The sequence below is a fragment of the Pseudomonas sp. Pseusp3 genome (assembly GCF_047304225.1).
Classification (GTDB): Bacteria; Pseudomonadota; Gammaproteobacteria; order Pseudomonadales; family Pseudomonadaceae; genus Aquipseudomonas; species Aquipseudomonas fluorescens_CD.
This window is the reverse complement of sequence record NZ_JBGLYV010000031.1, coordinates 1-14630: the sequence shown is the minus strand read 5'-3', so window position 1 is coordinate 14630 and position 14630 is coordinate 1. Positions and strand designations below refer to the sequence as shown.

Genomic DNA, 14630 nt, shown 5'->3' with positions numbered 1-14630 from the left:
GCGAAGAGGCCAGATCAAACGACGTGTTACGCCGACCTGGCCATGATCAGTCCAGTCTCGCTCGCCGCTTCCAACCGGATCGCCACGAACTTCGATGTCGGCGTATGGCTGCCATCGCCGATGCTTTCCAGTGGCACCAGCGGGTTCACTTCCGGATAGTAGGCCGCCGCTTGCCCGGCCGGGATATCAAACGCCAGCAGCGTGAAGCCTTTTACCCGACGTTCAACGCCATCGTCCCAGAGCGATACGATGTCTGCCTTCTGCCCCGGCTTGAAGCCCAGGCGGATGATGTCGGCTTCGTTGACGAAAAGCACATCGCGCTGACCTTTGACCCCACGATAGCGATCGTTGAGACCATAGATGGTGGTGTTGTACTGATCGTGGGAGCGCATCGATTGCATGATCAGATCCGGCAGCACACCGGTGGCGCGGGTGCGTTCGTGCACCAGGTCTTTGGGCAGCAAGTTCGGGCGGAAATTGGCCCGGCCTGAAGCGGTGTTCCACTTGCGTGCGCCGGCGCTACTGCCCAGGTAGAAACCACCCGGATTCCTGACTTTCTCATTGAAATCCTTGAAGCCTGGAATGGTCTCGGCAATCAGGTCGCGGATGCGGCTGTAGTCCGCCACCAGCCAGTTCCAGTCCACCGGGTGGTTGCCCAGGGTCGCGGCAGCGATGCCGGCCAGGATCGCCGGTTCCGAGCGCATCTGGTTCGACAGTGCCTGCAACTGACCATTGGAGGCGTGGACCATGCTGAACGAATCTTCGACGGTCACCGCTTGCGGGCCTTCGGTCTGGATATCGATGTCGGTGCGGCCCAGGCACGGCAGGATCAGTGCGTCCTTGCCGTGGGTCAAATGGCTGCGGTTGAGCTTGGTGCTGATCTGCACGGTCAGGTCGCAGTTTTGCAGGGCCTGGAAGGTGCGCGGGCTGTCCGGCGTGGCCTGGGCGAAATTGCCGCCCAGACCGATGAAGACTTTCGCCCGGCCTTCAGCCATCGCATGAATCGCCTCGACCACGTTGTGGCCGTTGTGGCGTGGCACCTTGAACTGGAAGCGACGCTCCAGGGCATCGAGGAATGCCACTGGCGGCCGTTCGTTGATGCCCATGGTCCGGTCGCCCTGCACGTTGCTGTGGCCGCGTACCGGGCACAGACCGGCTCCCGGCCGGCCGATGTTGCCGCGCAGCATCATCAGGTTGGCGATTTCCTGGATGGTCGCCACCGAATGGCGATGCTGGGTGATGCCCATGGCCCAGCACATGATGACGCTCTTGCTCTTGGCGTACATGCGCGCCGCTTGTTCGATCTCTACCAGCGTCAGGCCCGACTGCTCGACGATCTGCTCCCACGGTGTTTCGTCGATGGCCGCCAGGTACTCCAGCACATTGGCGCTGTGTTCATTGAGGAAGTCGTGGTCGAACACCGCCGGTGCGCCGCTGTGCTGCGCATCGCGTTCCCACAGCAGGAGGAATTTCGCCATGCCGCGCATGATCGCCATGTCGCCGCCCAGGGCCGGGCGGAAGAACGCGGTGTTGGTTGGCTTGTCGCCGTTGGTGAGCATTTCGAACGCGTGCTGCGGGTGCTGGAAACGCTCCAGGCCACGTTCCTTGAGCGGATTGATGCACACCACCTGAGCGCCGCGCTTCACCGCTTCGCGCAGTGGTTCGAGCATCCGCGGGTGGTTGGTGCCGGGGTTCTGGCCCCAGACGAAAATCGCATCGGCGTGTTCGAAGTCGTCGAAGGTCACGGTGCCTTTGCCGACTCCGACGCTTTGCGACAAGGCGACACCGCTGGCCTCGTGACACATGTTCGAGCAGTCAGGGAAATTGTTGGTGCCATAGGCGCGCACGAACAGTTGATAGAGATAGGCTGCTTCGTTGCTGGCGCGGCCCGAGGTGTAGAACTCGGCCTGATCCGGGCTCGACAAGCTGTTCAGGTGTTTGGCGACCAGCGCGAATGCGTCGTCCCAACTGATCGGCTTGTAGCGGTCGGTTTCGGCGTCGTACCTCATCGGCTCGGTCAGGCGGCCCTGATATTCGAGCCAGTAGTCGCTTTGCTCCAGCAGCGAAGTGACGCTGTGCCTGGCGAAGAATCTGGCATCAACCCGGCGTTTGGTCGCTTCCCAGTTCACCGCCTTGGCGCCGTTCTCGCAGAACATCACCATGCCGCCTTCCTGAGAATCACCCCAGGCGCAACCGGGACAGTCGAAGCCGCCGCTCTTGTTGGTCTTGAGCATCATGCGCAGGTTTTTCAGTGCGTTGTCGCTGGTCAACCAGGCCTGGGCGACACTGATCAGTGCGCCCCAGCCACCGGCCGGGCCTTTGTAGGGCTTGTAGCGAGGGACAGGTGTCTGGTCGGCTTGACGGTGTTGACTCACGCTTGATTCTCCGACGTTGGGCTGTACACCCGCGGTGCATTCTTCTGTGGCAAATGGATGAGGTTGAGGTTGTGGCGGCGGGCCCATTGCACGGCAAGGCCGGTGGGCGACGACAGGCTGACCAGGGTCTGGATGCCGGCGCGCAAGACCTTCTGGATCAATTCGAGGCTGCAACGACTGGTGACAATCACCAGTCCGCCAGCGGTCGGAATTTTTTGCCGGATCAGCCCGCCGATCAGTTTGTCGAGGGCGTTGTGCCGGCCGATGTCTTCACGCCCCAGCAGCAACTCGCCTTGACCGTTCATGAACACAGCCGCGTGCACTGCGCCGCAATGCTGGCCCAAAGGCTGGAAGGCGCCGATGCGCTGGCGCAGGCCATCGAGCCATTCGGCCGGTGGCAGCGGGGCGCCGGGCAATACCTGAAGGTCCGGCAATGCCTGCTCGACCGCTTCCACGCCGCACAGCCCGCAACCACTGGTGCCGGCCAGTTGCCGACGCTGTTGCTTGAGGTTCCAGAAGGCGCGGTTGGCGATGGTCACTTGCGCGTATTGCGCTGACCCTGAGCCGCTGAGTTGCAGGTCATAAATATCAGTGGCGTCGATGATGATGCCGCTGCCCAGGCTGAAACCGACGATGAAGTCTTCGAGGTCCGTTGGCGTCACCAGCATGACTGCCTGGCTGATGCCGTTGTAGGCAATCGCCAACGCGACTTCCTCGGCCAGTGCGGTGCTGGCCGATTCCGAGTATTCAAGGTTACTGTAGCTATACGTCTGGCTTGCGGCGGGCGCGGGCGTTTCGAGGGCAGGCGCCGCGCAGGCTGGGCGCTTGGCGTTCATGGCATCACCGACGGATTGATCAGCTTTAAGACTAGGCGCGGCAACTTGTCACGTCTAATCGCTATTACTGATCTACCGATAGATACCGTCGATCAAGAGTTCGTCTGCGATTGCCGATAGATCGCGAAACAGGCCTCCGCCAGGGCCGAGCGTGGTGCACTGCGCCGCATGATCAGCCCCAGGCGGCCAAGGGTCTGGGCGTTCTCGATCGGTTGCAGGCGCAAGTGTTCGGCCAGCCCTTCGAGGCCACCGTCCAATGGCATCACGGCGCAACACAGGCCGCCGTGCACAGCTTGCAGCAGTTGATGAACGGCGTCGGTCTGCAGCAACGGTTGTGGGGTGAGGCCGCGGCTGTGGAAGTTATGGTCGATGGATTGGCGAAAGTGCATGCCGCTGGTGAGCATGCCCAGTGGCAGTTCGATCAATGATTCCCAACTCAGCGGCGCCTCGCCAAAGGTGAAGAAGCGTTGGTCGTAGAGCAGCCCCATGCGGGTTTCGCTGAAGGCCAGGGAGTCGAAATGTTCGGCGTCGAGGCGTTCCAGATAGGAAACGCCGAGGTCCAGGCGATTGTTCGCCAGTTGTTCGAGGATCTGCTCGGAACTCAGTGCCGAGAGTTCGAAACGCAGGTTCGGGTGCTCGGCATGCAGGCGTTGCAGCAGCGGCAGCGGATCGAAGCTCGACAGCGGCACCATGCCCAGGCGCAAGGTGCCGACCAGGTTGCCACGACAGGCGGCCGCTTCGGCGTACAAACCGTCATAGGCTGCCAGCACCGTGCGTGCCCAGGCTAATACCCGCTCGCCCGGCGCGGTGAAGCCCTCGAAGCGCTGGCCGCGATTGACCAGCGGCAGATCGAGTTCTTCTTCGAGGCTGCGCAGGCGCATGGACAGGGTCGGCTGGGTGATGTGGCAGCGCACGGCGGCCTGGCCGAAATGGCGGGTTTCGTCGAGCGCGATGAGGAATTTCAGCTGCTTGATGTCCATCTTCGCTCCTGGGCGCGGGAAGGGGCCGATTCTATCGCAAGCGGGGTCATTGGTCGGGTTGGATTCGCAAGCGATGGCCGTGGTCTAGGCTTCTGCGTCTGGAACCGCAAACCCAAGGAGAGTGCACCATGAGTCTTTTGAGCTTTGTGAAGGAAGCAGGCGAAAAACTGCTGGATCTGCTGACGCCGGGCAATGCCAATGCCAGTGAGCAGTTGAAAGAACACATCAGCAAAGTCGGCCTGGGTAATCCGAATGTGCAGGCGACGGTCGATGGCGACAAGGTTACGGTGACTGGTGAAGTGGCGAGCCAGGAAGAAAAGGAAAAGATCCTGCTGGCGGTGGGCAATATCGCCGGGATTGGCAACGTGGATGATCAGATTACCGTGACCGGGCCGCTAGTGAAGGCCGCGGTATTCGTCACGGTGGTAAAGGGCGACACCCTCAGCGCGATTTCCAAGCGTGTGTATGGCGACGCGAACAAATACAACAAGATTTTCGAAGCCAACAAACCGATGCTGTCGCACCCGGACAAGATCTATCCGGGGCAGTCGTTGCGGATTCCCGAGTAGCCTGTGACACCGTGTGATGGCTTTCGCGAGCAAGCCCGCTCCCACATTTGATCTTCATCGCACACAATTTTTGTGTTCACTGGAGATCAAATGTGGGAGCGGGCTTGCCCGCGAAGCAGGCGCCTCGGTATCAAAGTCCTGCAATCAAATCCCGATAATCCTCAACCGCTGCAAACTCCGCCGTATCCTTCGGCCCTTTGCGGCTGTCTGGTTCGCGCACCGCCAGCAAGTGCGCCACGCCAAAATCCCGTGCGCTGCGCAGGATCGGCAAGGTGTCGTCGATGAACAGGCTGCGCGCCGGATCGAAATCGATGTCAGCTTGCAGCGCATCCCAGAACTGCGGGTTTTCCTTGGGGAAGCCGTAGTCATGGGAACTGATCAAGCGCTCGAAGTAGGGCGCCAGTTCGACTTTTTCCAGCTTCAACGACAGCGCATCCCGATGGGCATTGGTGATCAGCACCACGCGCTTGCCGGCCCGTTTGATCGCCGCCAGAAAGGTGTCGGCATCCGGGCGCAGGGCGATCAGATGCGCGGTTTCCAGTTTCAGGTTGCGCACCGACAGCTTCAGTTCGGCGCTCCAGAAGTCCAGGCAGTACCACTGCAACTGGCCGGCATTGCGCTCGAACAACGGCTGCAATTCCATCTCGGCCATGGTCCGGCTGACCCCGTGCAGTTCGGCGTAACGCTGGGGCAGGTGCTCCATCCAGAAATGATTGTCGAAGTGCAGATCCAGCAGCGTGCCGTCCATGTCCAGCAGAACGGTATCGATGTCGGACCAGGGTAATGAAGGCATGGCAGCGTCTCGGGCAGTAGAAAGATTTCTGGCGTAAACAATCGGGAAAGCCGCGTTATAGTAGCGCGTTCACGCCAAGGAGCTTTGCATGCGCCAGAAACCCACCATACTCGCCCGCGAAATTGTCGCCACCAGTCGATTGTTCTGCGTGGAGGAGCTGAAGTTGCGCTTTGCCAATGGCGTGGAGCGCACCTATGAGCGCCTGGTTGGCAAAGGGGCCGGGTACGGCGCAGTGATGATCGTGGCGATGCTCGATGCCGAGCATGCGGTGCTGGTCGAGGAGTATTGCGGCGGCACGGATGAATACGAAATGTCATTGCCCAAGGGGTTGATCGAGCCGGGTGAAGACGTGTTGGCGGCAGCCGAGCGTGAACTCAAGGAAGAGGCCGGGTTCGGCGCGCGACAGCTGGAGCACCTGACCGAGTTGTCGCTGTCCCCCGGTTACATGAGCCAGAAGATTCAGGTGGTGCTGGCCACTGACCTCTACGAAGAGCGCCTGGAGGGCGACGAGCCCGAGCCGATGCGGGTGGACAAGGTCAATCTGCGTGAACTCTCGGCGCTGGCGCAAAATCCGCAATTTACCGAAGGCCGTGCCTTGGCGGCGCTGTATCTGGCCCGAGACCTGTTGACTCAGCGCGGAGCGTTCCAGCCATGAATTTTCCGCATCCGTTGATGGCACCGGTCATCGAGCTGGCCTTGCAGGCTGGTGAAGCGATCCTGCCGTTCTGGCGCACAGGTACGGCCGTTACGGCGAAGGCTGATGATTCGCCGGTGACCGCTGCTGACCTGGCCGCGCACCACCTGATTCTGGCCGGGCTGACGGCACTCGATCCAAGCATTCCGGTGCTCTCCGAAGAGGACGCCAACATTCCCCAAGGCGTTCGCGCTGGCTGGCAGCGCTGGTGGCTGGTCGATCCGCTGGATGGCACCAAGGAATTCATCAGCGGCAGCGAAGAGTTCACCGTCAACATCGCCCTGATCGAAAACGGTCGAGTGGTGTTCGGTGTCGTGTCGATGCCGACCAACGGCCGTTTCTATGTCGGCGGCGCCGGCCTCGGTGCCTGGCGCGGCGATAAAGGTGGTACGCCTGTGGCGATTCAGGTACGTGATGCGTTAGCGCCTGGCGAGTCGTTCACCGTGGTGGCCAGCCGTCGCCATTCGAGCCCGGAGCAGGAGCGTTTGCTGGCCGGGTTGAGCGCCAGCCTTGGCGAGCTGCAACTGACCAATATCGGCAGTTCGCTGAAGTTTTGCCTGCTGGCCGAAGGGGCGGCGGATTGTTATCCGCGCCTGGCACCGACCTCGCAGTGGGACACGGCGGCAGCGCAAGGCGTGCTGGAAGGCGCCGGCGGCGAGGTGCTGGAGTTGAACGGCGAGCCGTTCAGCTATCCGGCGCGGGAATCGCTGTTGAACCCATTCTTTCTGGCATTGCCGGCGAAGGCGGCGTGGCGGGAGAAGCTGCTGGCGCTCGCCACCCTGTAGGAGCTGGCTTGCCGGCGAAGCGGTGTGTCAGGCACACCGCGTTACATCAATCGCCGGCAAGCCGGCTCCTACAGAGGTAGTGGCGCTTAACGGTGCAACACATACTGCCCGACAAACCTCACCGCATCCTCATCACGGCCTTCATTGACGACCCGCGTATGCAGCGTCAACCGCGCTCGGCTGTAGCGCTGGAACGTGGTCAGGAATTTCTTCCAGATCACTGGGTCCGGCGCCTGGCAAATGGCGTTGGCATCGCCCGTTACCGGCAGCGGGTAACTGATCTGTCCTTCCTGAATCACGATGTGCCCGTCGGTAATGCCTTCTTCCTTGAGGCGCAAATGCAGCCAGCCCCAGCCGGCCAGGACCGCGCCGCAATACAGGCTGCCGCCGAACATGGTGCTCTTGTGATTGACGTTGGCTTCCAGCGGCAAGTGCAGGCGCAGTTGCTGGTCATGCCAGTCGAGCACTTTGAGGCCCATGTCCCGGGTGAGGGGAATGTCGTGATGGAGGACTGATTCCAGTTGGCGACTGTCGCGGCTCATTCAGGGGCCTCTTGCTTGAAGTGGATGATTGGACGCTAGCTCAGTCGAGGTCGTCAGGGTGGGCCGAGGCGCCACTGTCCGAGAAGCTCAAACCGTGTTTGCGCAGTTTGTCGTGCAGGGTCTTGCGCGGAACGCCGAGGGCTTCGGCGACGCTGCGCACGGAGCTGTGCGGGCGTGCCAGTTCGGCGGCAATGAGGGTTTTTTCGAAGTTCTCCACTTGCTCGCTCAAACCGCCGCTGACGACTTCGACCCTATTGCCAGCGCTGCCATCCGGCGTGCTGTTGTCGAGGGCCAGTTCCAGCCCGAGGGCAAAACGTTCGGCCGCATTTTGCAGCTCGCGCACGTTGCCGGGCCAGGTATGGCGCAGCAGCAAGGCTCGTTGCCCCGGTTGCAGTTCATGGGGCGGCAAGCCGTGGCGGGTACTGGCTTCATCGGCAAAATGCTGGAACAGCATCAGGGCATCTTCGCCCCGTTCGCGCAGCGGTGGAATCCGCAATGGCGCGACGTTCAGGCGGTAATACAAGTCGGCACGGAAACGTCCTTGATCCGCCGCCTGGCGCAGGTCTTCCTTGGTGGCGGCGATGATGCGGATGTCCAGCGGGATCAGTTGATTGCCGCCCAGGCGCTCGACCACCCGCTCTTGCAGCAAGCGCAGCAATTTGACCTGCACATCCAGGCTCATGCTTTCGATTTCATCGAGGAACAATGTGCCGCCGTTGGCGAATTCGAACTTGCCGATGCGGCGTTTCTGCGCACCGGTGAAGGCGCCGGGCTCGTGGCCGAACAGCTCGCTTTCGACCACTGATTCGGCCAGGGCACCGGCGTTGATCGCCACGAACGGTCCGTTGCGACGGTTCGATAAGTCGTGCAGCGCCCGGGCCACGACTTCTTTGCCAGCGCCGGTTTCGCCGAGGATCAGCACATCGGCCCTGGTCGCGGCCAGGGCGCCGATCTGCTCGCGCAGGCGCAGCATCGAAGGGGAGTGGCCAACCAGGCGGGCGCTTAGCTCATTGCGGTCGCTCAAGGCCAGCCGCAGGCTGCGGTTATCCAGCACCAGCCGGCGCAGGGCCAACGCGCGGCGCACGCTGTCGAGCAGGGCGTCGCTGGCGAAGGGTTTTTCCAGAAAGTCATAGGCTCCGGCGCGCATGGCCTGCACGGCTAGTGGCACATCGCCGTGGCCGGTGATCAACAGCACCGGCAGTTCAGGGTCCTGGGCATGCAGTTCGGTCAGCAGCTCCAGACCGTCCATGCCGGGCATGCGGATGTCACTGACCACCACGCCCGGCCAGTCGCGCTCCAGTTGCGCGGCCAGACCCTTGGCTTCGGCCAGCGGCAGGATTTTCAGGCCGGCCAGATCCAGCGTTTGGCTCAAGGCCTGACGCAAGTGGGGATCGTCGTCGATCAACACGACCTGAATGCGGTTGTCGATGGTCATGCACTTCGGTCCTCGGACGGTTGCAGGCTCACGCCCGGTGCGCCTGCGCGCAGTTTCAGGGTAATCAGGGCGCCGCCCTCCTTGTGATTGGCGAACGACAGTTCACCACCGAAGGCACGCATCAGGGTTTCGCAAATCGCCAGCCCCAGACCCAGGCCCTGGGTGCGGGTCTTGGTTGTGTAGAACGGCTCGCTGGCGCGCCCAAGGGCTTCCATGCAAAAGCCGGGGCCGTTGTCGCGAATGTACAGGTTGACGCCATCGGCCGTGGATTGGGCACTCAACCAGAGTTTACGTGGCGGGCCTTTTTCCGTCAGGGCATCCAGGGCGTTGGCCAGCAGATTACCGAGTACCTGGCGCAGGCGGGTTTCCCCGGCCTCGACCCACAGGGTGGCGGCGGGCAAGTCGCGGATCAGTTCGACCTCCATGCTGCGTCGGCGCTTGGCCAGCAAGGCCAGGGCATCATCCAGCGCCGGTTGCAGGGCGACGCTTTCCGGGGCGTGGCGGTCGCGGCGGGCGAAGGCGCGCAGGTGGGCAATGATCGAGGCCATGCGCCCGGTCAATTCGCTGATCAGCTTGAGGTTGCCGCGGGCATCGTCGGTGCGCTGGTGATCGAGCAATACTTCGGCGTTTTCCGCGTAGCTGCGAATCGCTGCCAGCGGCTGATTGAGTTCGTGGCTGATGCTCGCCGACATGGTGCCCAGTGCCGACAATTTGCCGGCCTGCACCAGGTCATCCTGGGCGCGTACCAGCTCCTGCTGGGCCTGTTCGCGCTCCAGTACTTCCTGTTTCAGGCGCCGGTTCAGGCCTTCGAGATCGCTGGTGCGCTCGGCGACCCGACCCTCGAGTTCGCGGCGGGCCTTGGCTTCGAAGGCAATGCGTTCGAGATAATGGCGACGGCGCTGCATCATCAGGCCGAGCAACAGCATCAATACCAGCAGTGTTGCACCGCCGATGGCCACCACCGTGCGCACCGGGCGGTCGATCAGGGTACGCGGGGCGAGGATGCTGACATTCCAGCCGGTTTCGGCGATCTGCTGGGTCTGGGTCAACCAGGCATTGGGATTGAGCTTCAGCGGTTTTGGATCGCGGGTTGGGTAGGGTTGAATCGCGGTGATGGCTTTGCTTTCTTCCTCGTTCAACGGGCGGGTCGAGCGGAATCGCCACTCCGGACGCGAGGTGAGAATGACCACGCCGTTGTGGTCGGTCAGCAGCAGTTGTTCCGGGGTTTTGCCCCAGAGGCTCTCGGTGTGGTCAAGGTCGACCTTGACCACCAGCACGCCAACGATTTTTTCGCCATCGCGCACGCCGGCGGCGAAGAAATAACCGCGCTTGGCGGAGGTCGTGCCCAGGCCGAAAAAGCGCCCGAGCTTCCCGGCCATGGCTTCGCTGAAATACGGCCGGAAGGAAAAATTGCGCCCGACAAAACTGTCGTGTTTGTCCCAGTTGGAGGCGGCCAGGGTCTTGCCGGTGGCGTCCATCAGGTACATGACTTCGGCGCCGGTCTGGGTCGCAATGTCTTTCAGCAGGCGGTTGGCATTGCCTTGGGTGACGCCATCGTCCGGCGCACCGAGAACGGCGCGCAGGGCCGGTAGGTCGCCGAGGATCTGCGGCAACACTTCATAGCGGTGCAGGGTACCCAGCAGGTTGGCGACGTAGAGGTCGAGGGTCTGACGATTCTGGCTGGCCAGCTCGCTGCGGTAATAACGCTCGGCCAGATGCTCCAGCGGCCACAGCAACGGAGCCAGGCACAGTGCCAGCAGGGCCAGGCTGCGCCAACGGGGTCTGGAGGGGAGAGTCGGTTTCATGAGCAGCATGCGCCTGTGGGTACAGGCGCATTATGCCTAGGCTTGCGCACCTTGGGTCAGGTGCATCTTGATCGGGGAGCTTCAGCCGGCCTTTCAGGCAAAGACGTCGGCGTCCTTGAACAATACGCCGGCCTGATCTTTCGCCGACAGCTGCGGCGTGCCCTCCAGTTGCCAGTCGATGGCCAGGTCCGGGTCGTCCCAGCGAATGCTGCGCTCGGCGGATGGCGTGTAGTAGTCGGTGGTTTTGTAAAGGAACTCGGCAAATTCGCTCAATACCACGAACCCGTGGGCGAAACCTTCCGGGACCCAGAGCTGACGATGATTGTCGGAGGACAGTCGCACGGCGACCCATTTGCCGAAGTGCGCGGAGCTGCGACGGATGTCCACGGCTACATCCAGCACTTCACCTGCCGTGACGCGAACCAGTTTCCCCTGGGTATTTTCCAGTTGGTAATGCAGGCCGCGCAGCACGCCCTTCTGCGATCGGGAGTGATTGTCTTGAACGAATTCAGTGTCCAGTCCGGTGGCCTCCTTGAAGGCCCGGGCGTTGAAACTCTCGTAGAAGAAACCACGTTCGTCACCAAAGACCTTGGGTTCGAGGATCAGAACACCGGGCAGGTCGGTGGTCACTACATTCATGGTGGTTCTCCAGCAGTGTGCGTTTGATGGCCGCCATTCTTGCGCAAAGCGCCGACGGGGGCGAGTGTTCAAGTAAAAAACTGCCGGCCTGTTCCAGCCCCTGTAAACGACGAGTACCGGCCCCGGGGGGGTTGCGTATCGCCTTGAGCAGTGGCGATATAGGCGCCTAATAAAATTTCAGGGGTCGTTGTATGTCGCTCGCCACGTTGATTCATCGCGCCAGTTTGCCCAGCCCGCAGGTGTCTGCGGAGCAAGCGCTAGAGCTGCTGGAGGAACACTACGGGCTCAGCGGCAAGTTGCAGGCCCTAGGCAGCCAGCAAGACCTGAACTACCGCGTCGACAGCGAGCGGGGACGTTTCGTCCTGAAAATCTGCCGTGGCGACTACTCGGTACTTGAGCTTCAGGCACAGCATGCCGGCCTCAAGCACTTGGGCGAGCATCCCGATGTCCATGTGCCGCGTGTCATCGCGGCGAAAAACGGCGCGGACCTGCTGTCTCTGGACATAGGCGGCCAGGCAGTGCACGTTCGCCTGCTCGATTACATCGAAGGCCAGCCGCTGACGAGCCTCAGTCATTTCAACCCGACGGTGGTGTCCGCCTTCGGTCGCCTGTGCGGTGAAATGGACCTGGCCCTGGCGGACTTCGACCATCCGGGTCTGGTGCGAACCCTGCAGTGGGACGCCCGCCATGCTCACGCCCTGATCGCGCATTTGCTGCCGGTGATCAAGGATGAAGACCAGCGCAAACTGATCGTCGAAGCGTCCGGGCAAGCCGAGCGGCATTTGCAGCCACTGGAGGACAAACTGCCGGTGCAGGCCATTCACATGGACATCACCGACGACAACGTGGTGTGGCAGCGCGATGCGCAACGCCACTGGCAGCTGCAAGGCGTGATCGATTTCGGCGACCTGGTGCGCACCTGGCGCATAACCGATCTGTCGGTGACCTGCGCCGCGCTGCTGCATCATGGCGAGGGCGATCCGTTCTGCATCTTGCCAGCGGTACAGGCGTATCACGCGGTCAATCCGTTACAACACGAAGAGCTGCTGGCGCTGTGGCCGCTGATTGTTGCTCGCGCGGCGGTGCTGGTGCTCAGTGGCGAACAGCAGGTCAGCATCGATCCGGGCAATGCCTACAGCCGCGATAACCTGGTCCATGAATGGGAAATCTTCCGTGTGGCCACGTCGGTGCCGCTGGCATTGATGGAAGCGGCGATCCTCACGGCCGTCGGCCAGAATCCTCCGGCCATCGGCAGTGAAGGCTTCGCGCCGCTGTTGCCGAGCCTGGTGGGGCGTGAGTTCGCCTTGATCGACCTGGGCGTGCTCAGCCCGCATTTCGAGGCCGGGAACTGGGAGCAGGAGGGCGTCGACCAGCGCCTGCTGGATGAAGCGGCCGAGGCACATGGCCTGGCGGCCAGTCGCTACGGACAATACCGCTTGTCCCGCACCCGCCCGGACAGCGCCACTGAGCCTGATACTTGCCCGTTGCATGTCGAGTTGCGTGTGCCTCAGGGCACAGCAGTCGAAGCGCCATTTGCCGGGGTGGTGCATCACCCATCCGCCGGCGTGCTGCAACTGGACGGCCCGCATTTGAGTGTACGGCTTTGGGGCGTCACACCGTCGCTGCACAGCGGCGCGGCACTGGTCAAAGGCCAGGTGCTGGGTTCGGTCAGCGGGCGGTTGATCGTGCAGTTGTGCCGTGGCGGCTCGATCGATGCGCCGTTGTTCTGCACGCCATCGCGCGCCGCCGCCTGGCAGGCGCTGTGCCCATCACCTGCCGCGCTGCTGGGGCTGGCTTGTGACGCCGAAGCAGAGCTCGACGGAACGACCTTGCTGGCCCGCCGCAACGCCAGTTTCGCCCGTACGCAAAAGCACTATTACGTCGACCCGCCGCGCATCGAGCGTGGCTGGCGCAACCATTTGATCGACATGCAGGGGCGTTCCTACCTCGACATGCTCAACAACGTTGCGGTCTTGGGCCACGGTCACCCGCGCATGGCGGCGGTTACCAGTCGCCAGTGGTCGTTGCTCAACACCAACTCGCGCTTCAACTACGCGGCCGTGGCCGAGTTTTCCGAACGTTTGCTGAAACTGTCCCCTGACGGCATGGACCGTGTGTTCCTGGTCAACAGCGGTAGCGAGGCCAACGACCTGGCGATTCGCCTGGCGTGGGCCTACAGCGGCGGCCGTGACATGCTCAGCGTGCTGGAGGCCTATCACGGCTGGACGGTGGGTGCCGACTCGGTGTCGACCTCGATCGCCGACAACCCCAAGGCCTTGAGCAGCCGCCCGGACTGGGTGCACCCGGTGACCGCGCCAAACACCTATCGCGGGGAGTTCCGCGGGCCCGACAGCGCGCCGGATTATGTGCGAAGCGTCGAACACAACCTGGCGAAAATCGCCGGGCAGAAACGCCAGCTGGCCGGTTTCATCTGCGAACCGGTGTACGGCAATGCCGGCGGTATTTCGCTGCCAGCGGGCTATTTGCAGCAGGTCTATGCAATGGTTCGGGCCCAGGGCGGCGTGTGCATCGCCGACGAAGTGCAGGTCGGCTACGGGCGCATGGGCGATTTCTTCTGGGGCTTCCAAGAGCAGGGCGTGGTGCCGGACATCATCACCATGGCCAAGGGCATGGGTAACGGCCAGCCGCTGGGCGCGGTCATTACCCGCCGGGAAATCGCCGAGGCGCTGGAGGCCGAGGGTTACTTCTTCTCGTCCGCCGGGGGCAGCCCGGTCAGTTGCCAGGTCGGCATGGCCGTGCTGGATGTGATGGAAGAGGAAAAACTCTGGGAGAACGCCCAGGTCGTTGGCGGGCACTTCAAGAAGCGCCTCGAAGCGTTGATCGATATTCATCCGTTAGTGGGCGCGGTGCATGGTTCTGGTTTCTACCTGGGTGTCGAACTGATCCGCAACCGCGAAACCCTGGAGCCGGCCACCGAAGAAACCACCGCACTGTGCGATCGCTTGCGTGAGCTGGGGATCTTCATGCAGCCGACCGGCGATTACCTGAACATCCTCAAGATCAAGCCACCGATGGTCACTTCGCGCCAGAGCGTGGATTTCTTCGTGGACATGCTGTCGAAGGTGCTGGCGGAAGGTCTGTAAACCGATCCACCAAATGAATGCGGGCCTATGTGGGAGCGGGCTTGCTCGCGAAAGCGGACTGTCAGTCGACATC

At 62.3% G+C, this 14630-nt stretch carries 12 protein-coding genes; 4 read left to right on the top strand and 8 right to left on the bottom strand.

Annotated features, from left to right (window positions below; all coding sequences use genetic code 11):
* Positions 1 to 26 precede the first annotated feature (26 nt).
* The 3 genes from ACCD00_RS13015 to ACCD00_RS13005 form a co-directional block, all read right to left on the bottom strand.
* Entirely contained in the window at positions 27 to 2375 is a 2349-nt protein-coding gene (locus ACCD00_RS13015) for an FdhF/YdeP family oxidoreductase (protein ID WP_413425014.1), read from the bottom strand.
* On the bottom strand, positions 2372 to 3211 hold the full coding sequence (gene fdhD / locus ACCD00_RS13010) for a formate dehydrogenase accessory sulfurtransferase FdhD (RefSeq protein ID WP_413425012.1): 840 nt from the start codon (positions 3209 to 3211) through the stop codon (positions 2372 to 2374). The genes ACCD00_RS13015 and fdhD overlap by 4 nt, the downstream gene beginning before the upstream one ends.
* Before the next feature lie 92 nt (positions 3212 to 3303).
* Positions 3304 to 4191, bottom strand: coding sequence for a LysR family transcriptional regulator (locus ACCD00_RS13005; RefSeq protein ID WP_413425010.1), 888 nt, complete (start codon positions 4189 to 4191; stop codon positions 3304 to 3306).
* 128 nt (positions 4192 to 4319) lie between these two features.
* Here ACCD00_RS13005 and lysM point away from each other — a divergent pair, with 128 nt between their 5' ends.
* Positions 4320 to 4760, top strand: a complete 441-nt coding sequence (gene lysM / locus ACCD00_RS13000) for a peptidoglycan-binding protein LysM (RefSeq protein ID WP_413425008.1) — start codon at positions 4320 to 4322, stop codon at positions 4758 to 4760.
* A gap of 130 nt (positions 4761 to 4890) precedes the next feature.
* Here the strand turns inward: lysM and yrfG are convergent, their stop codons facing one another.
* Complete coding sequence (yrfG, locus tag ACCD00_RS12995; RefSeq protein ID WP_413425006.1) at positions 4891 to 5553, bottom strand: GMP/IMP nucleotidase; 663 nt, start codon at positions 5551 to 5553, stop codon at positions 4891 to 4893.
* Positions 5554 to 5641: 88 nt separating this feature from the next.
* On the opposite strand from yrfG, the gene nudE reads away from it, so the two are divergent.
* Positions 5642 to 6208: an ADP compounds hydrolase NudE gene (gene nudE / locus ACCD00_RS12990; RefSeq protein ID WP_008019034.1), complete on the top strand. Its 567-nt coding sequence runs from the start codon at positions 5642 to 5644 to the stop codon at positions 6206 to 6208.
* On the top strand, positions 6205 to 7032 hold the full coding sequence (cysQ, locus tag ACCD00_RS12985; protein WP_413425004.1) for a 3'(2'),5'-bisphosphate nucleotidase CysQ: 828 nt from the start codon (positions 6205 to 6207) through the stop codon (positions 7030 to 7032). Before nudE ends, cysQ begins: the two co-directional genes overlap by 4 nt.
* Before the next feature lie 86 nt (positions 7033 to 7118).
* Here cysQ and ACCD00_RS12980 read toward each other — a convergent pair whose 3' ends face one another.
* The 4 genes from ACCD00_RS12980 to rfbC all read right to left on the bottom strand — a co-directional run bounded on the left by ACCD00_RS12980 (position 7119) and on the right by rfbC (position 11453).
* Positions 7119 to 7574 (bottom strand): YiiD C-terminal domain-containing protein, encoded by a 456-nt coding sequence (locus ACCD00_RS12980; RefSeq protein WP_008003181.1) that lies wholly within the window; start codon positions 7572 to 7574, stop codon positions 7119 to 7121.
* Positions 7575 to 7614: 40 nt separating this feature from the next.
* Positions 7615 to 9009, bottom strand: coding sequence for a sigma-54-dependent transcriptional regulator (locus ACCD00_RS12975; protein ID WP_413425002.1), 1395 nt, complete (start codon positions 9007 to 9009; stop codon positions 7615 to 7617).
* The gene (locus ACCD00_RS12970) at positions 9006 to 10814 is read right to left on the bottom strand and encodes a sensor histidine kinase (protein ID WP_413425000.1); all 1809 of its coding nucleotides are present in this window, start codon (positions 10812 to 10814) and stop codon (positions 9006 to 9008) included. The genes ACCD00_RS12975 and ACCD00_RS12970 overlap by 4 nt, the downstream gene beginning before the upstream one ends.
* 93 nt (positions 10815 to 10907) lie before the next feature.
* A complete protein-coding gene (gene rfbC, locus ACCD00_RS12965) occupies positions 10908 to 11453 on the bottom strand; it encodes a dTDP-4-dehydrorhamnose 3,5-epimerase (protein ID WP_413424998.1) in 546 nt (181 codons plus the stop codon).
* A 191-nt stretch (positions 11454 to 11644) separates the two neighbouring features.
* On the opposite strand from rfbC, the gene ACCD00_RS12960 reads away from it, so the two are divergent.
* A complete protein-coding gene (locus ACCD00_RS12960; protein ID WP_413424996.1) occupies positions 11645 to 14557 on the top strand; it encodes an aminotransferase in 2913 nt (970 codons plus the stop codon).
* Positions 14558 to 14630: the final 73 nt, after the last annotated feature.

Coding starts and splice junctions, on each gene's coding strand:
- fdhD (WP_413425012.1), bottom strand. CDS start 3,211: ATGAACGCCAAGCGCCCAGCCTGCGCGGCGCCTGCCCTCGAAACGCCC.
- ACCD00_RS13005 (WP_413425010.1), bottom strand. CDS start 4,191: ATGGACATCAAGCAGCTGAAATTCCTCATCGCGCTCGACGAAACCCGC.
- lysM (WP_413425008.1), top strand. CDS start 4,320: ATGAGTCTTTTGAGCTTTGTGAAGGAAGCAGGCGAAAAACTGCTGGAT.
- yrfG (WP_413425006.1), bottom strand. CDS start 5,553: ATGCCTTCATTACCCTGGTCCGACATCGATACCGTTCTGCTGGACATG.
- nudE (WP_008019034.1), top strand. CDS start 5,642: ATGCGCCAGAAACCCACCATACTCGCCCGCGAAATTGTCGCCACCAGT.
- cysQ (WP_413425004.1), top strand. CDS start 6,205: ATGAATTTTCCGCATCCGTTGATGGCACCGGTCATCGAGCTGGCCTTG.
- ACCD00_RS12980 (WP_008003181.1), bottom strand. CDS start 7,574: ATGAGCCGCGACAGTCGCCAACTGGAATCAGTCCTCCATCACGACATT.
- ACCD00_RS12975 (WP_413425002.1), bottom strand. CDS start 9,009: ATGACCATCGACAACCGCATTCAGGTCGTGTTGATCGACGACGATCCC.
- ACCD00_RS12970 (WP_413425000.1), bottom strand. CDS start 10,814: ATGAAACCGACTCTCCCCTCCAGACCCCGTTGGCGCAGCCTGGCCCTG.
- rfbC (WP_413424998.1), bottom strand. CDS start 11,453: ATGAATGTAGTGACCACCGACCTGCCCGGTGTTCTGATCCTCGAACCC.
- ACCD00_RS12960 (WP_413424996.1), top strand. CDS start 11,645: ATGTCGCTCGCCACGTTGATTCATCGCGCCAGTTTGCCCAGCCCGCAG.